16 protein-coding genes are annotated in these 21,623 nt (G+C 41.6%); 12 read left to right on the top strand and 4 right to left on the bottom strand.

Translation table 11 applies throughout. From position 1 onward, the window contains the following. Positions 1-3 precede the first annotated feature (3 nt). The gene (locus JIG41_RS19710) at positions 4-3,444 is read right to left on the bottom strand and encodes a PAS-domain containing protein (RefSeq protein WP_075594105.1); all 3,441 of its coding nucleotides are present in this window, start codon (positions 3,442-3,444) and stop codon (positions 4-6) included. A 385-nt stretch (positions 3,445-3,829) separates the two neighbouring features. Between JIG41_RS19710 and JIG41_RS19705 the strand changes: the two genes are divergently transcribed. From JIG41_RS19705 to JIG41_RS19650, 12 genes are all read left to right on the top strand, one after another. Beyond that, positions 3,830-4,093 carry a DUF4212 domain-containing protein gene (locus tag JIG41_RS19705; RefSeq protein ID WP_036970763.1) on the top strand — a complete coding sequence of 88 codons (264 nt, stop codon included), beginning with the start codon at positions 3,830-3,832 and terminating at the stop codon, positions 4,091-4,093. A gap of 10 nt (positions 4,094-4,103) precedes the next feature. Next, on the top strand, positions 4,104-5,828 hold the full coding sequence (locus JIG41_RS19700; RefSeq protein WP_036970761.1) for a sodium:solute symporter family protein: 1,725 nt from the start codon (positions 4,104-4,106) through the stop codon (positions 5,826-5,828). Between the two features lie 120 nt (positions 5,829-5,948). After that, on the top strand, positions 5,949-7,787 hold the full coding sequence (locus tag JIG41_RS19695; protein ID WP_199525322.1) for a DUF294 nucleotidyltransferase-like domain-containing protein: 1,839 nt from the start codon (positions 5,949-5,951) through the stop codon (positions 7,785-7,787). Positions 7,788-7,796: 9 nt separating this feature from the next. After that, a complete protein-coding gene (locus JIG41_RS19690) occupies positions 7,797-8,420 on the top strand; it encodes a 3'-5' exonuclease (protein WP_036970755.1) in 624 nt (207 codons plus the stop codon). A gap of 43 nt (positions 8,421-8,463) precedes the next feature. Continuing rightward, complete coding sequence (locus JIG41_RS19685) at positions 8,464-8,925, top strand: isoprenylcysteine carboxylmethyltransferase family protein (RefSeq protein WP_074988879.1); 462 nt, start codon at positions 8,464-8,466, stop codon at positions 8,923-8,925. 262 nt (positions 8,926-9,187) lie between these two features. Then, positions 9,188-10,204 carry an erythrose-4-phosphate dehydrogenase gene (gene epd / locus JIG41_RS19680; protein ID WP_036970750.1) on the top strand — a complete coding sequence of 339 codons (1,017 nt, stop codon included), beginning with the start codon at positions 9,188-9,190 and terminating at the stop codon, positions 10,202-10,204. A gap of 41 nt (positions 10,205-10,245) precedes the next feature. Continuing rightward, the gene (locus JIG41_RS19675) at positions 10,246-11,421 is read left to right on the top strand and encodes a phosphoglycerate kinase (protein ID WP_036970748.1); all 1,176 of its coding nucleotides are present in this window, start codon (positions 10,246-10,248) and stop codon (positions 11,419-11,421) included. A 193-nt stretch (positions 11,422-11,614) separates the two neighbouring features. Beyond that, a complete protein-coding gene (gene fba, locus JIG41_RS19670) occupies positions 11,615-12,679 on the top strand; it encodes a class II fructose-bisphosphate aldolase (RefSeq protein WP_036970746.1) in 1,065 nt (354 codons plus the stop codon). A gap of 398 nt (positions 12,680-13,077) precedes the next feature. Then, the gene (locus tag JIG41_RS19665; protein WP_199525321.1) at positions 13,078-14,028 is read left to right on the top strand and encodes a porin; all 951 of its coding nucleotides are present in this window, start codon (positions 13,078-13,080) and stop codon (positions 14,026-14,028) included. Between the two features lie 147 nt (positions 14,029-14,175). After that, positions 14,176-14,865: a phosphate regulon transcriptional regulator PhoB gene (phoB, locus tag JIG41_RS19660; protein ID WP_036970740.1), complete on the top strand. Its 690-nt coding sequence runs from the start codon at positions 14,176-14,178 to the stop codon at positions 14,863-14,865. A gap of 54 nt (positions 14,866-14,919) precedes the next feature. Beyond that, complete coding sequence (phoR, locus tag JIG41_RS19655) at positions 14,920-16,251, top strand: phosphate regulon sensor histidine kinase PhoR (RefSeq protein WP_182396142.1); 1,332 nt, start codon at positions 14,920-14,922, stop codon at positions 16,249-16,251. A gap of 91 nt (positions 16,252-16,342) precedes the next feature. After that, positions 16,343-17,311: a PstS family phosphate ABC transporter substrate-binding protein gene (locus JIG41_RS19650; RefSeq protein ID WP_036970734.1), complete on the top strand. Its 969-nt coding sequence runs from the start codon at positions 16,343-16,345 to the stop codon at positions 17,309-17,311. Positions 17,312-17,364: 53 nt separating this feature from the next. Here JIG41_RS19650 and mdoH read toward each other — a convergent pair whose 3' ends face one another. The 3 genes from mdoH to JIG41_RS19635 form a co-directional block, all read right to left on the bottom strand. After that, on the bottom strand, positions 17,365-19,347 hold the full coding sequence (gene mdoH / locus JIG41_RS19645; protein ID WP_036970731.1) for a glucans biosynthesis glucosyltransferase MdoH: 1,983 nt from the start codon (positions 19,345-19,347) through the stop codon (positions 17,365-17,367). Next, the gene (locus JIG41_RS19640) at positions 19,319-20,983 is read right to left on the bottom strand and encodes a glucan biosynthesis protein (RefSeq protein WP_199525320.1); all 1,665 of its coding nucleotides are present in this window, start codon (positions 20,981-20,983) and stop codon (positions 19,319-19,321) included. The genes mdoH and JIG41_RS19640 overlap by 29 nt, the downstream gene beginning before the upstream one ends. Positions 20,984-21,379: 396 nt before the next feature. Beyond that, positions 21,380-21,619 (bottom strand): hypothetical protein, encoded by a 240-nt coding sequence (locus tag JIG41_RS19635; RefSeq protein ID WP_065978048.1) that lies wholly within the window; start codon positions 21,617-21,619, stop codon positions 21,380-21,382. Positions 21,620-21,623 lie beyond the last annotated feature (4 nt).

Raw genomic sequence — 21,623 nt, 5'->3', positions numbered from 1 at the left:
CATTTAAGTGCTGTGATTAAGCAGCGCTTTTAATTTTGCCGGTTTCACCGGTTTGCTCAAGTAGTGAATATTATCGGCTTTGGTTTGCTGTTTTAGGGCTTCGTCACGCACTGCGGTAATTAAAATGGCAGGAACAGGACTTTGCCAAATCTCTCGAAGTGTTTTTATTAAGGTAATGCCGTCGCAATCATGGCCAAGCTGATAATCCATTAGAATCACGTCGGGTGCGCGATGTTCTTTGGCATACGCAAGTACGGTGTCGACATTTTCAAATAGCTTATAATTTGCTTGCCATTTTTGTAATAAACTTGCCATTGCATGCAGGTTTTCGGGGTCATCATCAACAGCCACAATATTCATGGCTGTACGATTCTCAACGCCTTTTTTCGGTGTCTCTTTTTGTTGTATAAATTGACTGTCTCCGTAGGGCACTTCAATACTAAAGCGACTTCCTTTGCCGGGTGTTGAGCTTACATCGAGACGCAAAGACAAAAGGTCGACCATTCTTTTTACAACCCCAAGACCTAGGCCTACACCTTTATTATCGCCCGCTTCAATGCGGTAAAAGTCATTAAAGATTTTCGCTTGTTCTAGCTCTGAAATGCCAGGGCCCGTATCCCATACCTCGATTCTTAAATGATGTTTTCGTTTGCGACACGCAATCAAAACTTGGCCGCTATTAGTGTATTTAACAGCATTTGAAACAAGATTTTGAACAATACGACGTAAGTAAGTGATATCGCTATGTACAATAACACCGGTTGATCGCACTTTAAGTTTAAGGCCTTTTTCGCTCGACATGATGGCGTATTCATTTTTCAACGGGGCTAAAATGTCATCAATGCTAAAGTGGCGAGGTGTTGGGGTCATTGCGCCTTGTTCTAACTTGGCTATTTCAAGCAGTGCCGACATTAAGTGGACAGTTGAATCGAGGCTTGCCCCCAGTTTTTCAAAGTTATTTAAATTGTTACTTGAAAGCGTCTTATCATCAATTGCCGCCAAGTACAGGCGGGCAGCATTTAGCGGTTGAAGTATGTCGTGACTTGCGAGTGCTAAAAATCGGGTTTTACTGTCGTTAGCTTGCTCGGCCTCTTTTTTAGCTAAAGTAAGTGCTTGCTCAGTTTGTACACGACTGTCTATTTGTGCTTGTAGATCTCTATTGATTGTTCGGATTTCTTGCGTGCGTGCTTCAATCCGATTTTCAAGATCCATATTCACTTCTTCAAGGGCATTTTGTGTTTCGATATGCGCTGTAATATCAGAGAAGCTGGTCACAAAGCCGCCATCTGGTAATGGGTTACCTATCATTTCAAACACTTGGCCATTTCGGCGATGACGAATAAAGTGATGTGGACTGCCATTTTTAAGGTGTTGTACACGTTTTTCTACGTGTCGTTCTATTTCACCGGGGCCGCATTCACCGCGTTCGGCGTTGTAGCGAATCACTTCTTCAATGGCTTGACCCACTTCTAAGAACCCTTCAGGGTAGTTAAACATTTCGGCATAACGCTTGTTCCACGCGACTAAATTGAGTTCTTTGTCGACAACCGAAATACCATGGCTGAGGTTCTCAAGTGATGTGAATAATAAGTTTTGATTAAATTGCAGAGCTTGTGTTGTTTCGTCAAAGAAGTTTACCACCTCTTCAAAGGCCATTCGTTTACCAGAAGCGACAGTATGAATAAGCGCTTGCGCCGATGACGCGCCCAGTACACCCGTTAAAGCGCGTTCGCAATAGGCGATAAATTCAGGGGTAGGGTGAGCATTATTATCGTCTAGCTTGTGCGTTAAAGCAAAATGCGCCAGTACTTGCTGACTGCGTTGAATACCTAAAAAGGTCTGTAGCAGTACTTTAAAGTCGTACACAGTGGCCTTTACATTTTTATTTAAACGTCGTGCAAACACCGCTTGTTCTTTAGGATTAACAAATGCAGCCGCTTGAATTTTATCAATTAAACGCTCATCAGCCCCTAACGAGAAACTAATATAGCAACCAATATTGGCAAACAACGCAATGAGTGTTCCTCGCGTAATAAGGGTTTGTTGTAGTTCTGCATTTAGGCTATTACCGGCATCTAAAATCGGTAACATGAGGAATAACACCCAACAAATAAAGCCTGCAAGTAACCCTGCATATACCCCGTAAGCATGACCTTTACGCCAATATAAGCCACCGACAATGGCAGGGAGTAGTTGAGATACAAGCGAAAATGCAACTAAGCCCATGCTGGCGAGGGCTTTGCCATGACCAAACCATTGTTGATAAAAATAAGACAGGATCAGAATACCGGCAATAGTAAAACGTCTCACCAGTAATATTTGTGATTTGTAGCTACTGGTGATGAGGTTACGTTTAAATTTGCGACGCAACATTAATGGCAACACCACATCATTTGAGATCATAGTACTGAGTGTGAGTGTCGCGACGACAATCATCGCGGTGGCTGCCGATAATCCACCGATAAATACAAAGGTGGTTAAAAATGCATTTTCGTGCATTAAAGGCAGGGCTAACACAAAGCTGTCGGGTGAAAAACCACTGCCGATACCAGGGTGGATTGCTGCTGTGGCAATAGGGAAAATCATTGCAGCAGTAAGCAATAAATAAAGCGGAAAAGCCCAGCGAGCGGTATAAAGATGGCGTTTATCTTGGTTATCAACAACGGTTACATGGAATTGTCTTGGTAAACAGATTATTGCTGCCGCGGCCATTAACGATTGACCGATAAAATTAAAGCTAAAAAAGTCAAAATTATGCCAGTGCTGCCACAGTGACCCAGTTAACTGCTCGCTTTGTACGGTGTTTAAGTTAAATAACGTGTATAAGGCAAGCCCAGCCACTGCAGCTAAAGCTAATAGTTTCACCATCGATTCGAACGCAACAGCCAGCATTAACCCAGAGCGATATTCAGTAACATCGACCTTACGGGTCCCAAAAAATATTGCAAACATGGCCATAATTAGTGTTGCTGACAGCGCTAACATTGACCCTGAGATACGGTTGTCGTTTTGTAATAATAAAAAGCTACTACTAAGGGCTTTTAATTGCAGCGCGATATAAGGAATGGTCGCCAACAGTGCAATAACTGTGACCATGATTGCTGTTGTTTGTCTTTTTCCATACCGGGCAGAAATAAAATCGGCAATGGTCGTAATATTTTGTTTTTTACTAACAAGTACCAGTTTTCGTAAAAAGCCTTGGCCAAAGAAAAATAACAGCGCAGGACCAATTAAAATAGGAAGGTAATTCCAACTGCTGGTGGCGGCAGTACCGACTGAGCCATAGTAAGTCCACGATGTACAGTAAATCCCTAATGAAAACGAATACACAAAAGGGTGGTGGCTAATGCGTTTAGCCAGAGGCGTGGTTTTATCCCCCCAGTTTGCTAACCAAAACAATACACCAATGTAGGCAAGAGCAACAAAAATAAGCGCAGCAGTCATGTTCAAATTCAGTCATTATTGTAATACCACTACCTTACCAGAATTAAAGCTGATTTCGATGTGTTGATTTTGATTTGTTAAAAATCAATTTTTACAAGTTTATGATATTTAATGCTTAATTTTATTTTGGCCTTTTTATTAGACTAATGTCGCAGATCATTCGTTTTTACTATTTTGGTTATTTCTCTCATTTATATTTGTAGGTTAACTTATTGTTAAATATGGTTTTTTACCATTTATTAACAAAAGGTACTTTACAGTTTACGTAAACGTAAACTGACTGTTACGACTATGGTCTCAATTCCATAATGCCGAACCGTTGCTAACTTAGTTAATGACAACTAATACCACTCATTACTTTTAAGTGATGCATAAGGGGATAAAAATGGCTTTTAAAGATGAAGAACAAGCAAAAGCTTACTGGGCGGAAAACATTTCGCTGCTATTTAAACTGTTAGCAGTGTGGTTTATCGTTTCATTTGGTTTTGGCATTTTATTGGTAGATGTACTGAATGAAGTACGTTTTTTTGGGTTTAAACTCGGCTTCTGGTTCTCCCAGCAAGGCGCAATTTACACCTTTGTAGCTTTGATTTTTGTGTACGTTTTCAAAATGAATACGTTAGATAAAAAATATGGCGTAGACGAATAGGAGCTAAGCAATGGATGTTCAAACACTCACGTTTATTATCGTCGGTTTAAGCTTCGCGCTTTATATCGGCATCGCAATTTGGGCTCGTGCAGGGTCTACTAATGAATTCTATGTTGCAGGTGGTGGCGTTCCTCCTCTTGCAAATGGTATGGCAACAGCAGCTGACTGGATGAGTGCAGCATCGTTTATCTCAATGGCGGGTATTATCTCGTTTGCGGGTTACGATGGGGGTGTTTACCTCATGGGCTGGACGGGTGGTTACGTATTACTGGCGCTGTGTTTAGCACCTTACTTACGTAAGTTTGGTAAGTTCACTGTCCCTGATTTCATTGGTGACCGTTATTACTCACAAACAGCACGTGTGGTTGCAATTTTATGTGCAATCTTTATCTGTTTCACGTACATCGCGGGTCAAATGCGGGGTGTTGGTGTTGTATTCTCTCGCTTCTTAGAAGTGGATATTGAGACCGGTGTTTACATTGGTATGGTGATTGTATTCTTCTATGCTGTTCTTGGCGGCATGAAGGGCATTACTTACACGCAAGTTGCGCAGTACTGCGTACTGGTATTTGCTTACCTTGTTCCAGCAATCTTCATTTCAATGATGATGACAGGTCACTTTTTCCCACAAACTGGTTTTGGTGCCACGCTTGCAGATGGTTCTGGCCAGTACGTGCTTGATAAATTAGATGGACTGAGTACCGAACTCGGTTTTGCGCAGTACACCGAAGGCTCTAAGAGTATGATCGATGTATTCGCAATCACGGGTGCGCTTATGGTGGGTACTGCGGGTCTACCTCATGTTATCGTACGTTTCTTCACGGTTCCACGTGTTAAAGACACGCGTATCTCTGCGGCATGGACATTAGTATTTATTGCTATCGTTTATACAACTGCACCTGCTGTTGCGTCGTTTGCACGTGTAAACATGATTGATACTATTAACGGTAAAGATGGTAACGGTACAGAGTATGCTGAAGCACCTGCATGGGTTAAAAATTGGGAAAGAACAGGCCTAATCACTTTTAACGATAAAAACGGTGATGGCAAAATGTTCTACTCAGCTGGCAAGATTGATGATCCAAATAGCGCCAACGAAGTGAATGTTGACCGCGACATCATGGTACTTGCTAACCCAGAGATTGCCGACTTACCAGCATGGGTAGTAGCCCTTGTTGCAGCAGGTGGTATTGCGGCAGCACTGTCAACCACCGCGGGTTTGTTATTGGTTATTTCGACCTCGGTATCGCATGACTTGTTAAAACGTACCTTGAAACCAGATATTAGTGATAAGCAAGAACTACTTGCAGCGCGACTTGCTGCGATGGTCGCCATTGTTATCTCAGCGTACTTTGGTATTAACCCGCCTGGATTCGTAGCGTCGGTGGTGGCATTTGCATTCGGTTTAGCGGCTGCAAGTTTCTTCCCGGCGATTATCATGGGTATCTTCTCTAAGAAGATGAACAAAGAAGGTGCGATCGCAGGTATGGTTACAGGTATTACATTCACCGCGGCGTACATTATTTACTTCAAGTTTGTTAGCCCTGAATTAAATGGCCCAGCTAACTGGTTATTTGGTATTTCACCTGAGGGGATTGGTTTAGTGGGTATGATTATTAACTTTGCAGTAGCAGGTATCGTACTTAAACTAACAGCTGAAACACCTGTTGAAATTCAAGAAATGGTGGAAGGCATTCGTAACCCTAAAGGGTCAAGTGCAGCGCACGCGCACTAACAAACCGGTACTAAAAGAACACACTTTTGATAAACCCAAAGCCCGACTTAAGTCGGGCTTTTTATTTTTTTAAAACAGGGGTAGTGTAGTTATTAGCCTCACTTAATTTCGAGAATAGCTATGAATGCAGAGCAACAGGAAGTCGCCCAATTTGTAATTAATCAAACCCCGTTTAATCAGCTCGATTCGGCGGCAAGCGAGTATTTTGTTAATCACCTCGATATTATTTACCTCACACGAGAAAACCAAAATAAATGGTTATGCTCTGACAATCCGAGATTATTTCTAATTCGCTCAGGAGATTATGACTTAGTCGATGCAAAAGGGGATGTGATCACGAAGCTCTCTGCAGGGGATTATTTTGGCTTTCCCTCTTTGCTAACGGGGGAGGCTATTCAAAATAGTCTCTCGGTGCAAAAAGAAGGCATTGTTTATATGCTGGACCAAGCGTCTTTTGATTATTTACGCCGCGAGTACAAAGTGTTTGAGCAATACTTTGTCCGTGCTCATAAGAATCGTTTGTTGTCATCGCATTATAAGAGTCAAAACGACAGTTGGTCTGAGAAGAAAATAGCAGAGTTAATGAACCGCAAAGCGGTAACTCTTTCGCCTGATGCGAGTATTCGCCAAACAGCCAAAAAAATGAAGCAGCAGGGTGTTTCATCAATAATGTTGACTGAGAACGAGCGCTTAGTAGGGGTGGTAACAGACCGAGATCTTCGTAATCGCGTGCTTGCTGATGAGGTTGACCCACACGAGTCTGTGAGCACGATTATGACTTGTAAGCCAAAGTTTATTTTTGAGAATAATCGGGTGTTCTCAGCGCTGCACTTAATGCTCAAACACAATATTCATCATTTACCTGTGCTCGATGAATATCATAAGCCCTTAGGCATGTTGACCAGTACTGATTTACTGCGTCAGCAAAAAAGCGACCCAGTGCAATTAATTGGGCGCATATATAAAGCCCACTCAGTGATTGATTTAAAGCGCTATTCGCAAGAGATCCCCAGCTTATTAAAAGGCTTTTCGAATAACATTGATGATATATCGCTTATCGGTAAGTTATTAAGTGGTTTAACAGATGCGTTAACTTCGCGTTTAATTCATTTATTTCAAGAAGATAACGGCGCTGCCCCTAGTCACTTTAGTTTTATTTGTTTTGGCTCACAAGCCCGTGAAGAGCAAACCCTGCATTCTGACCAAGATAATGGTTTACTTTTACCTGATGATTTAACAACAGAGCAGCAAGACTACTTTAAACGCATGGGAGAGTTTGTGTGTGAGCAGTTGGTTGAATGCGGTATTAAACGTTGTCCAGGTAACATTATGGCCAGTAATGCACAGTGTCGAATGGGCATCAGTGAGTGGTGTGAACGCTTTTATAAATGGATCACATCGCCGACTCCAGAAGCCATGTTAAATTGTAAAATCTACTTTGATTTACGCTTTATTGAGGGCTCAACGTCGCTGTACACGCGTTTTTATGAGCAATTAAAACGTATCTCTAAAAATGATTTATTTTATGCTGCTATGGCGAGTGATATTAAAAATACTCATGTGCCCATTGGGTTATTTAACCAATTTAAATTAGAAAAAGATGCGAAACAGCACAAGTACCTTGATTTAAAAAAACGCGGCGTGGTGATTATTAACGATATAGTGCGTTTGTATTCACTCAAAGCGGGTATTCAGCGGGCGAATACCCAAGAGCGTTTGGATGCACTGCTGAAGTATTCTTTACTTAATAAAGACGATGTTTATAACTTAAAAGATTGTTGGCGTTTCTTAACGCAACTGCGCTTACGCACACAAATAAATGAAGAAGGCTTACCGAGCAATTGTATTAACCCCAATACCTTAAATTCTTTAGAACGTCATCAATTAAAAGAAGCCTTTTATTTAGTTAAACAAGCTCAGCAAGCCGCCGCTTTTAAGTTTGCGCGTGGCAGCTTATGAGGATAACTGATGGTTAAACGTTGGCTCAGTCGTTATATGGCTCGCAAACAATTATTGGCAGCTGATGCCTATAAAGAACGTTACGTTGTGATAGATATGGAACTAACGGGGCTTGATCCCCGCCAACATGAAATTGTCTCGGTGGCATGGGTGATGATAGAAGACCAGTGCATTAAAATGAGTGGGGCACAGCACATAATTAATAAAGACGTACAGAGCCTAGAGCAAAGCCCTATTTATCACGGCATTGCCAAGCAAGATATCGATAGCGGTGAAAGCCTTGAAGCAATTCTTGCTAAGCTTCACCAACACGTTGATGACTGTATTTTAGTTTTTCATAACGCGACGCTTGATTGGGGGTTTTTAAAACAAGCGTGCCGTAAACTAGGCTTAGAAGCTAAAGCGCGGTTAATTCTTGATACGTTCGTTATTGAAAAAAAGCGTCTCCATCAGCAAGGCCATGAAATAGGCCACGATGACCTAACATTAAGCGAGTGCCGTAAACGCTATGGCTTACCTCATTACAGTTCTCACCATGCTTTAACCGATGCCATGGCCACCGCCGAGCTTTTTTTAGCGCAGTGTCATCAAATCAGTCGGGGTAAAGCCTTAAAAGTGGGGGAGTTGCTGTAATGTGTTATGCTCATCGCAAAGTTAGACAACAAACGGAATTGGTATGAATAAATTAGAATTAACAGTGCCGCCAATTATTCAAGTCGTGATATTCGCTGCCATAATGTGGGTGTTAGCTGACGTGTTGGCACCTTTTAGTATGACGCTTGCCGTTTTGTTACCTGTGGCAGTGATCACCGCGTTAATTGGGGTCGCTTTCTCTTTATTGGGTGTTTATGAGTTTCACTCTGCTGGCACGACTGTCGATCCGAGATTGCCTGAGGAGTCGGCAAGCCTTGTCACTCATGGAGTCTATAAAGTTAGTCGAAACCCGATGTATGTCGGTTTCTTACTTATTTTAATTGGGTGGGGTATTTATTTGGGGAATATCGTAAATATTATGCTGCCTGTGGTGTTTGTCCTTTACATGAATCGATTTCAAATAGTGCCTGAAGAGAGGTACATGCAGCAAAAGTTTGGGCATGAATATAGTGAATATAAAAAAGCAGTTCGTCGATGGATATAACAATCAAAGCTGAATAAGACTAGGGATTGCTGAAGACTGTATTTTTCAATTATCGCCACCACGACTTTACACCACTTTATTTAAGTGCTCCCTCTTATAAAAAAGAGTAAGGTCGATTACCAAAACCAGGGTCATCTAAAACACCTAAAACCACTTTATTTTAGCTTGCCCTCTTATAAAAAAGTGTAAGGTCGATTACAATACCGTCATCTAAAAGGCAGCTGTCTTTATCTGCAAGCAAATAGAGTGGATTTTCTTCTTCATGGCAATCAAACTTGCAATCAATGGTTTTGGTCGTATTGGGCGTAATATTGTCCGAGCCCTTTATGAATCAGGGCTTGAAGATCAAATCAAAATTGTCGCTATTAACGAATTAGCTGACCCTAAGGGCATTGCCCATCTCCTTAAGTACGATACATCCCACGGTCGTTTTTCGTTTCCTGTTAATTTAGGTGAAGATACGCTAACAGTCGCAGGTGACTCTATTGCGCTATTTGCCGAAGAGAATCCGGCAGAATTGCCCTGGCAAACCCTTGATGTCGATGTTGTACTTGAATGCACGGGTGTTTATCACTCGCGTGAACATGCTAAGTTACATTTAAATGCAGGGGCTAAAAAAGTACTTTTTTCGCAACCTGCAGATGCCGACGTTGATGCAACCATTGTGTATGGTATCAACGACGATGAATTAAAAGCAGCGCATACAATTGTTTCTAATGGCTCATGTACAACTAACTGTATTGTGCCTGTGATTAAAGTATTAGATGATGCATTTTCTATTGAATCTGGGGCAATCACGACAATTCATGCCTCGATGCATGATCAACAAGTGATCGACGCTTATCATCATGATTTACGTCGTACCCGTGCGGCAAGCCAGTCTATTATTCCTGTGGATACAAAACTTGCCCGTGGTATCGAACGTATTTTACCTAAGTTTCATGGCCGCTTTGAAGCCATTGCCGTGCGTGTACCGACGATTAACGTCACCGCGATGGACTTAAGCGTCACGGTAAACACTGATGTTGATTTAGCCGACGTTAATCAAGCACTTAAGTTAGCAGCAAAAGATCGCCTTGAAGGGATTTTAAGTTACACTGAAGAGCCGCTGGTGTCGGTAGATTTTAATCATGACTCACATTCTTGTATCATAGATGGCACTCAGACACGTGTTAGTCATAAACGACTGATAAAGTTGTTAGTGTGGTGCGATAATGAGTGGGGATTTGCGAATCGTATGCTCGATACAGCGCGTGCGATGATGGCTGTAAGCCAATAACTTATAACTATAATTTAGTATCGTTAACAAAGGAGAAGTCCATGTCGGTCATTAAAATGGCAGATTTAGATTTAAACGGCAAACGCGTGTTAATTCGTGAAGATTTAAATGTGCCTGTAAAAGAAGGTAAAGTGACCTCTGATGCACGTATTCGTGCAGCATTACCTACTATTAAATTAGCGTTAGAAAAAGGCGCAAAAGTAATGGTGATGTCACACCTTGGCCGCCCTACGGAAGGGGAATATGATGAAGCGTTTTCACTCGCCCCTGTCGTTAATTATTTAAATGATGCGCTTGAGCAAACGGTTCGTCTTGAAAAAGATTACCTTGATGGCGTTGACGTGGCAGATAATGAAGTGGTTGTTTTTGAAAACGTACGTTTTAACGTAGGTGAAAAGAAAAATGATGAAGCATTATCTAAAAAGCTAGCTGCATTATGTGATGTTTACGTGATGGATGCATTTGGTACGGCTCACCGTGCACAAGCATCAACGCACGGTGTTGGTTTATTTGCCGATGTAGCGTGTGCAGGCCCACTTTTAGCCGCAGAGCTAGACGCTTTGGGTAAAGCGCTTGATAACCCTGCGCGTCCTTTAGTGGCTATCGTTGGTGGCTCTAAAGTGTCGACTAAGTTAACCGTACTTGATTCACTATCAACAGTGGTTGATCAACTTGTTACGGGTGGAGGTATTGCAAATACTTTCATCGCAGCAGCTGGTCACCCTGTAGGCAAGTCTTTATTTGAAGCTGACTTAATTGACGAAGCAAACAAATTAAGTGCCGCTGCAAAAGCAAATAATGGTGAAATTCCAGTGCCAACTGATGTTGTTGTTGGTAATGAGTTCTCAGAATCGGCTGTTGCGACATTGAAAGATGTGAATGAAGTAACCGATGAAGATATGATTTTCGATATTGGTCCAGATACAGCGAAACAGCTTGCAGATATTATTGCAAAAGCAGGCACGGTTGTGTGGAATGGTCCAGTTGGCGTATTTGAATTTGACCAATTTGGTAATGGCACGCGTGCGATTGCTGAAGCTATCGCAAATTCAAGCGCATTCTCAATTGCGGGCGGCGGTGATACGCTTGCTGCGATTGATAAATACGGCATTGCCGATAAAGTGTCTTACATTTCAACAGGTGGTGGTGCTTTCCTTGAATTTTTAGAAGGGAAAAAATTACCAGCAGTTGCTATGCTAGAAGAGCGTGCTAAGTAATTAGTACGAACACCAGCGTGGTTATTTAATTACGCTGGTTTGGCTGTTTATAAAATACCTCTCACCCTTATTTTATAGACAGTTTTTGCGGTAAGCGATGGCTTCTCGTGATGCAGTGATGCATCAAAAAATAATTTATCCGTTCAAACTAGATGGTAGGAAACTACTGTCGATACAATTTGGAGAATACCAAATGGCTTTAATCAGTATGCGACAACTTCTTGATCATGCAGCTGAACATGGTTATGGCGTACCAGCGTTTAACGTTAATAACCAAGAGCAAATGCGTGCAATTATGGAAGCAGCTGACAAAACTAACAGCCCAGTAATCGTACAAGGCTCAGCTGGCGCACGTGCATATGCTGGTGCCCCTTTTATTCGTCATATGATTTTAGCAGCTGTTGAAGAATGGCCACATATCCCTGTCGTTATGCACCAAGACCACGGTACGTCACCTGGTGTGTGTCAACGTTCTATTCAATTAGGCTTTTCATCAGTCATGATGGATGGTTCATTGATGTCTGATGGTAAAACGCCTTCAAGCTATGAGTACAACGTAGAAGTTACTCGTCAAACAGTTGAAATGGCGCACGCGTGTGGCGTATCAGTTGAAGGCGAGCTAGGTGTACTCGGTTCTCTTGAAACTGGTGAAGCGGGTGAAGAAGATGGCGTAGGCGCAGAAGGCAAGCTTACAACAGATCAAATGCTAACAGATCCTGAAGAAGCGGCTGACTTCGTTCGTAAAACTCACGTTGATGCACTGGCAATTGCGTGTGGTACATCACATGGTGCATACAAGTTCACGCGTCCACCAACAGACGATATTTTAGCGATTGATCGCATCAAAGAAATTCACGCGCGTATTCCTAACACACACTTAGTTATGCATGGTTCGTCTTCAGTGCCGCAAGAATGGTTAGAAGTAATTAACCAATACGGTGGTGAGATCCCTGAAACTTATGGTGTGCCAGTTGAGCAGATCATCGAAGGTATCAAGTATGGCGTGCGTAAAGTGAATATCGATACCGATTTACGTTTAGCATCAACAGGTGCCATTCGTCGTCATCTTGCACTAAACCCTGCGAATTTTGATCCGCGTAAATATTTAGCTGAAGCAACGAAAGCGATGACAGAAATTTGTGTTGCTCGCTATGAAGCATTTGGCACAGCAGGTCAAGCAGGTAAGATCAAACCTATCTCATTAGATGATATGCACCTGAAATACTTATCAGGTGAACTTGATCCTAAAATCAAGTAATTGATACTAATATAAAAAACCGGCTTTAATGGCCGGTTTTTTATTGCCTCGATCTTAACGGATCAGTGTTTTACTTACTGTTTATTTTAAGATCATTGTTTTACTAACCATAAATAGCACGGATCATTATTTTACTAGTTTTAGGATGATCATTGCCTATTTTTGTTTAACTTTTAAACAAGCGGGTAACGTGTTGAGCATTAAATCAAAGAGTTAGTAGACTAACTTAGTAAGATCATGATCCGAAATAGATCAGCTTGGTAAAAATCTGATCCTGACTTGCTGAAGTTAGTAGATCAGTGATCTGAAATGTTTATCTTAAATATACTGTTTAGAACTTGACCAATATGGCTTTATGTTCGATTTTTAAGTTATTGCTTACATTAAGGATCGCTACCATGAAAAAAACCGCCATTATGTTTTCGAGCTTTGCAATGTGCCTACTTTCTTTTAATAGTGTTGCTGAAGCCGTTGATATATATGGTCGGGCGCATTTAGGGGTTGCCAATAGTGACACCAATGAAAGAAGTAAAACATCAGTTGAAAGCTACAGCTCGCGGATTGGAATTAAAGGCAGCGGTGAAATAAGTGAGGGTCTGAAAGCGGTTTATAAGTTTGAGTTTGCTGTAAATGCAGCAGATCAAGATAGCGATGGTAAAACCGAAGAAAATATCTCTGCGCGTAATCAGTATGTCGGTTTACAAGGCAGTTATGGTCAAATTGTTTTAGGCCGTCATGATACTGCCCTTAAAATATCACAAGGCAAGATTGACCAAATGAATGACTTTAATGGGGACGTTAAAGCGTTGTTTAATGGTGAAAATCGTTTAGGTGATGTCGTACATTACAGCTCACCAATAGTCGGAAACTTACAATTTGTTGTGACGTATATTGCTGAAGACAATTCAAAGCAAGATGATGAAACAGGCATCTCTGCTGCCTTTATATACGGTGATAGCAAACTTAAAAACACACCTTATTTTGTAAGTGTTGCACATGACAGTCAGGTTGCGGGTTACGACATCACGCGGTTTACTGCACAAAGCAAAATAGGTGATCTTGTGATTGGGGGCATGTATCAACAAAGTGAAAAAGTATCAGGCTCAGATACTGAAGATGGTTTTTTGCTTAGTGCCTCTTATAAAATTGATAAGTATAAGTTACTTGCTCAATATCAAGACTCAGAAGGAGACTTTGGTAAATTAAAAGACTCTGGCACCGGAACATCGGTCGGCGTTGAGAGAAGCCTTTCGAAACAAGCACGTATGTATATGTGGTATACGCAGTTTTCTCTCGATAATAAAGCTGACGAAGATCACCTTGCTGTAACATTAAGGTATGACTTTTAAGGTGTAAAAAAGCATATTTAAGCGGAAAACCATTCATTTTTACTGAGTTTTTTTGGTGCTTTTTGAATTACTCGTTAGACTTTCATAAAAATGTCATACTTAGTCATAATAATGAAACCAGTTCGCTAACGAAAGAGATAAATTGGAATGTCACGTAAAGTACTAGTCGTCGATGACGAAGCGCCTATCAGAGAGATGCTGGTTTTTGTTTTAGAGCAAAATGGTTTTCAAGCAATTGAAGCCGAAGATTATGATTCTGCAATTGAAGCAATGGTTGAGCCATACCCCGATATGGTTTTATTAGACTGGATGCTACCCGGTGGAAGCGGAATTCAGATTGCGAAGAAATTTAAGCAAAGCGAATATACACGTCAAATCCCTATTATTATGCTAACAGCCCGCGGTGAAGAAGAAGATAAAGTACGCGGTCTTGAAGTGGGTGCTGATGATTATGTTACTAAACCATTTTCGCCAAAAGAATTAATGGCCCGTATTAAAGCGGTTATCCGCCGTGTATCGCCGACTTCACTCGAAGAGGCTATTGAAGTACATGGTTTGCGCCTTGACCCTATTTCACATCGTGTCACCTCTGAGGGAAGCGAATTAGATATGGGACCTACTGAATTTAGACTACTGCATTTTTTCATGACTCACCCTGAACGTGTTTACAGCCGTGAACAATTACTTGATCATGTATGGGGAACAAACGTTTACGTCGAAGACCGTACTGTTGATGTACATATTCGTCGTTTACGTAAAGCGATAGCACCCCTTGGACATGACAGGCTCGTACAAACTGTGCGTGGTGCAGGTTATCGTTTTTCAAGTAAATTATAAGTGCGTTGGCTGACTATATTCAGCTAATTTACATTCTTAAGGTAAAGTGAGTGTATGTATCGAGTAGTCAATAAACAGGCGTTAGCAAAACGCCTGTTTATGTATTTCTTACCTTTGTTATTAGTTGGCGTGCTTGTAGGTGCGCCATTTTTGCTTTTATTTTTAGGCTCTTTTGCACTACTGATTTGGCATTATCATCAACTCTATCGCCTTAGTGATTGGCTCCTTAATCAGCGTAGTTTCAACCCACCTGAAGGTGAGGGAGCTTGGGAGCAAGTTTTTGAAGGGATCTACCATTTACAGCATCGTAATCGTAAAAAGCGTAATGAACTGGCTGATTTAATTCGCCGTTTTCGTGATGGTGCAGAGGCGGTACCTGATGCGGTTGTGGTGTTGCAAAAAGATCTGAGTATTATTTGGTGTAATCAACTCGCGCTTAAAGTATTGGGCTTACAATGGCCAACGGATCATGGACAGCGACTCGATAACCTTATTCGTGATCCTAAATTTGCTAAGTATATGCACCAAGCCAGTTTTGATGAGCCACTGGAGCTTGATGGTGGTCACAGTTATGAACAAATACTCGAATTTAGGGTCATGCCCTATGCAAGCTCGCAGTTAATGATGGTTGTTCGTGATGTCACGCGATTAAAGCAATTAGAGCAAATGCGTAAAGACTTTGTGGCCAATGTATCACACGAATTGAGAACACCACTTACGGTCGTGACTGGTTATTTAGAAATGCTTGATGGCGATAACATGCCACCGCCAAGTATGTGGAATAAAGCGCAAACAACGATGCTCGAACAATGCAAACGCATGGACAGTCTAGTAAACCAACTCTTGTCATTGTCTCGCATTGAAGGCGCTCGCCGTCAAGACAACGACAAGCCTGTGAATGTGCCAAAGTTACTCACCTATATTCACACAGAAGCACAATCGCTGAATCAAGATAAAGGCCATGAGCTTATTTTTAATGTCGATAGCCATTTAGATATTAAAGGTGCTGAGGATGAGTTACGCAGTGCATTTTCTAATTTGGTATTTAACGCCATTCATTACACTAAGCCTGGCGGTAAAATTGTGGTCGATTGGCAGCTTAAAAATAATCAGGCTGCGTTTAGTGTCACTGATAACGGTGATGGTATTGCCAGCGAACATATTAATCGCCTAACAGAGCGTTTTTATCGAGTAGATAAAGCACGTAGTCGCACAACGGGTGGCTCTGGCTTAGGTTTAGCGATAACAAAACATGTACTTACACGTCACGATAGTCATTTGAATATTAAGAGTAAAGTTGGTGAAGGATCGACATTTTCGTTTGCCTTTGGCAGCGATAAAGTCGTTCGCTTACCAGACTCTTTAGAAATTAATGCAAAGTCATAAAACTGTCATTTTAGGGTAATCTAACTGTCATCTAGTGTCTTTAGAGTAGACTGCAGTTAGGAAATGGGACGAACAAATCGGAGTAACCCCTATGAAATTTAAAAATCTCGTTGCCGCAATGGGTGTGGCTGTAACAACATTTGTATCAGCTCAAGCAGCTGCAGTTGATAAAGATATGCCTGAGTACCAAAAAACAAGTGGTATTTCTGGTAACTTTTCATCTGTGGGCTCTGACACACTTGCCAATATGATGACCTTTTGGGCGGAAGAATATAAACGCTTTTACCCAAATGTAAACATCCAAATCCAAGCAGCGGGTTCTTCAACTGCGCCTCCAGCACTGACAGAGGGGACTGCAAACTTCGGCCCTATGAGCCGACGTATGAAGTCTAAAGAAATTGAAGCTTTCGAGAAACGTTATGGTTACAAGCCTACAGAAGTTCGCGTTGCAATTGATGCGCTAGCGGTTTTTGTACATAAAGATAACCCAATCGAAGGTTTACGTATTGACCAAGTGGATGCTATTTTCTCTTCAACTCGCAAGTGTGGTGCTGATGCTCAAGTAAATCGTTGGAGTGATGTAGGCTTAACAGGTGATTGGGCTGCAAAAGATATCCAACTTTATGGTCGTAACTCAGTATCAGGCACCTACGGTTACTTCAAGAAAAAAGCATTGTGTAAAGGTGACTTCCGTAACAATGTAAATGAGCAACCAGGTTCTGCATCGGTTGTTCAGTCAATCTCTTCGTCAGTGAATGCGATTGGTTACTCAGGTATCGGTTATAAGACATCGGGTGTACGTACTGTGCCACTTGCTAAGAAAGGTGATAACTTTGTTGATGCGACATTAGAAAACGTTGCAACGGGCAAATACCCACTTTCTCGTTTCTTATATGTATACGTTAACAAACACCCTAATAAGCCACTTGCACCTATTGATGCAGAGTTCTTAAAAATGGTGTTATCAGTAGATGGTCAAAAAATTGTTGAGAAAGATGGTTATGTGCCGCTTTCAGGCAAGATGGCAATGGCTGAACTTAAAAAGCTAGGTCTTCTGTAACAATCAATACAGACAGTGATAAAAGAACCGCTCAATGAGCGGTTCTTTTCGTTTTAGCTTTTAGCAAAGAGTTTTGCTTTTATGCGTTGCTGAGCAAGGCGAACTTGTTTGCGCTTTTTGCCAGGCTTAGCTTTAAAGCTTTGGATTGGCATCACCGTTGGGGTCTCGGTTGGTAATGCGGGAATGTTAAAATTAGCGTGCTCGTCTTTAGGAAGACCAATCTCTTGCTGATGCACACGAAGTGCTGCCAGAGTGTCATCGTTTTGCACTTCGCTTGGGCATAAGAATAAGCCCAATTTACGCATTTTTATGCCTAATCCTATGCTACTTGAGTAACGTACAATCGGGGCTGCTAAAATCAGTCCAACTAAAATAGGTGATAACCACCAAAAGAAAGTCGGGGTATAGTAATAAGCTACACCACCCCAAATAATAGCGGTGATGGTTGAAAATAGAGTATACCCAATTGCTTCTTGCCACGGCACCATGCGTCCTTCACGAGGCTGCGCATCCCAGCTAACTTTCTTACCAAGAAATACACACACTACAAAGTAGCTATGAAACACCATCATGAGTGGCGCGATTACAATAGCAAATACGCTCTCAATGAGTGAGCCTGCGATCAATTTTACACTGCCACCAAAGGCTTTATTGCGATGCACTAAAGTCACTATCAATCCCATAAGTTTTGGTAAAAGTAGTAATACCGCAGTGATAAATAGCAGTGAATCAATTAAATCAGTTTTAGCAATTTGCCAAGTAGGAAATAGCTGGTACGCATGGTTAAAATACACATCACTATTCAGTGCACGCGTAACTGCATCCAAGGTACTTAATGCCAGCATAGATAACCAAATAAGTGATGAGATATACGCAGTGGCACCAAATAAAAAGTGCATTTTACTCATCAGTTTCAAACCTGATTTTGGCAATAAACCGAGATGCTGAATATTACCTTGCACCCATCGTCTGTCGCGAATTGCGTAGTCTAGAATGTTGCTCGGTACTTCTTCATAGCTGCCTTCAATATCGCTGAGTAATAATACATCCCAACCAGAACGGTGTAGCAGTGATGCTTCAACAAAATCGTGACTTAAAATCTCTCCACCAAAAGGAGCATTGCCTTTTAATACAGGAAGACCGCAACATTGCGTGAAGGCTTCAACACGAATAATTGCGTTGTGTCCCCAGTAATTTGCTTGATTGGTTTGCCAAAATGCAGAACCTGTCGCCAGCATAGGGCTGTATAAAATTGAGGCGAATTGTAAAAATCGACCAAAAAAAGTATCTTGGCGAACCGGAATCGGAATCGTTTGAATAAGGCCTGATTTTGGATTACTGATCATGCTTGTGGTTAGCTCAAGCATACATTTTCCTGTCATGATGCTGTCAGCATCAAGTACAATCATGTGCTCGTATTGACTTCCCCAGCGTTCACAAAAATCAGTGAGGTTACCCACTTTACGGTGTTTATTATCTTCACGACGACGATAAAAAGTATGCTGAGCTAAGTCACCTAAACGTGCCGTTAATGCATTCCATGCTTTTAGTTCATTGCGCGCAATCTCTGGATCTTGTGTATCACTAAGTAAATAGAAATCGAAGTTCGGCATTTGGCCCGTTTTAGCGAGCGATCGAAGACTCACTTCAAAACCAGCGATCACACGCTCGGTATCTTCGTTATAAATTGGCATCACGACAGCTGTTTTAGTCTGGCTTAGTGCATGTTCGTTAATTTCAATGGGCTTTTGACGTTTAAGCGTCAGTGGGTCAATACGCAGCAGTTGTAAAATAAAGCCCATACAGCCACTACAAAAGGCTGTTACGATCCACGCGAAGGTCACTGAAAATAAAAACAGCAATGCGTACTCAAGCGGTGTCATGCCGTTAGAATTTAAAATATCGAACATGATCCACACACCATATGCAGTAATCGCTAGCGCAAGGCATGAAAATAGCCAAACGCGAGTTTTCTTAAATGGCATTGCGGTTGGTGTTAATGTTTTGCTATTGGACGTCATTTGGATACCAGACATAGCTCCATACCTCGCTGATTTCTTTGTCACGTAGTTTTAACGATAAGCGCATATCGACAGGCTTATCTCCCTCTGGCGCCACTTTAAACGCGACGCGCCATCCTTGATTATTCGGTAACTGCTGAACTGTTTTATCGCTAATCTCACCTGATGACAGTGCTAAATCGGCCTTCATAGCAAAATTTGCAGACAGTTGATTGATGTTTTCACCACTGAAGTCAACAGTAAATTGACGGTGACTTTTTGGTGGTGGATTCTTTTCGCCAGGCAGGGCTGCACTGCCTATGCGTGTTCTTAAAACACTCGCTTTATCCTGAGATGCAAGGGTTGCATTAAAAGTTGATAGCTTATAGCTGAAACTTAAGCTATCGCCTGCTTTCATCGCTTGCTCAGGCACCCAGTAGCTAACAATGTTGTCGTTAGTTTCTGTGTCTGTGGGAATCTCTACCAGCTCAACGCGGCCTTTCCCCCACGAACCCATTGGCTCAATCCACATACTCGGGCGGTTATGGTAATGTGCCTCTGTGTCTAAGTAATTGTTAAAATCACGGTCACGTTGTGCGAGGCCAAATCCCTTCGGATTATCATAACTAAATGATGTAACACTTAATTTTTTAGGGTTGTTAAGTGCTCGCCATACCCATTGACCCTCTGCTGATTGCATTAATAGGCCGTCTGAGTCATGTACTTCTGGACGGTAGTCATCAAAAAACTTGGTGCTGTTTTCACCGTGATAAAACATACTTGTTAGTGGTGCTATACCCAGTTTTTTAATATCTTTGCGGGCAAAAATTTGCATCTGAGTTTTTACTTCAGTGTTTGTCGAAGGTGTTAACTCAAAACGATATGCTCCAGCAACAGATGGGCTATCAAGCAGTGCATAAAGCACGATAGTGGTGTCTTCAGGCGCTGGTTTTACTAACCAAAATTCTTTAAACACGGGAAATTCTTCGCCCGAGCTAAGAGCAGTATCAACCGCAAGTCCGCGGGCTGAAAGGCCATAGACTTGGTGTGGGCCCACTAAACGAAAATAAGAGGCACCTTGGAATACCGCAACTTCATCTTTGTATTCGCTATTATTGAGCGGAAAATGCAGACGAAAACCGGCATGACCCAACTGAGTATTCTTAATTGCAGTGCTTATTTCTGCTTCCAACGGAGCCGCGGTTGCATCGTAACGATAATAATCAGTTTTAAAAGGCAAGCTTTTAACTTCGGCATTTTGCTCTAGGGTATTAATTGCCACCGGTGATTTATATAAAAAGCCGGGATGAAATAACTGCACTTCATATAAGCTTTGATCTTTCCAGATTGCTTGATCTGGGCGAAAGCGAATAGCACGGTAATCTTGATAACCAATGCTGGTTAATGCTTCAAGTTCTAAATCTTTTGGTGCGACATACGGCTCAGAGGCTAACTTTTTAGCGCGAGCAGTGATTACATCAAATAGTTTTTCTTGTGGAATTGTGATCATCGCAGGCTTTTGCTCAACAACGGTGTGCTGTGTTTCAGTTTCTTGTGGCTGAGTTTGGTTTTCAGTTGCGTAAGTATGGCCTGCACTCATGGCTAATAATACGCCCAAGAAGGTCTTCTTTTTAACAGCGCTGAAGAGCTTAGTTCGGGTTTCTGGTTTCATTAATTTTTCCTTTAGCCGTAAATCACGTTTATTCATTCATACCTCTCAGCAAAAAGTGAACCTAAAAAACACTAATAATCTCAATGACGTTGAGTTGGTACAGCTAAATGCGAAGAGTAAATTTTGAAATTAGTGAGAAACAATTACACGGTAGCAGTTGTTAATTCGTCACCAATATGGAGAAGTTTAATGAACGAAAGCTTGCCCTAATATGAATAGCTTAAAGGATGAACAAAAATATGAACAAAATTAGCAGAGGCTTAATTGAAAAAGTGAAATTGTAATCGAGAAGGAAGGTGCAGGCACTGAACTGACACATACCAATTCGCAATAACACTCAAAATAGAATGTTTAATTAAGTAAATTGATATAATTCAGTGCCTCAGAAAGGCAAATTTATTTAACTTCGCCTAACTTTTCTGCATTCGCTTTACATTGATTGTAAGCTTCGATGCACTTGTTACTACAGACTTTATGAACTAAGCCATCTGCGGTGCTTTGCTGTTCGCAGCTGGCTTCGCATTGATAGTTTTGTTGGGCACATTGTTGCATTTCTGGGTTATCAATCTTGCTTGAGCAAGCTGCTAACAAGGTGAATGCAAACAATGATGCTGCAAGAGCTGGTAATTTTTTCATGCTT

It is taken from the genome of Pseudoalteromonas sp. bablab_jr011 (genome assembly GCF_016464045.1).
GTDB lineage: Bacteria > Pseudomonadota > Gammaproteobacteria > Enterobacterales > Alteromonadaceae > Pseudoalteromonas > Pseudoalteromonas lipolytica.
The sequence above is the reverse complement of the archived record's forward strand: the minus strand, read 5'-3'. Positions and strand labels throughout refer to the sequence as shown.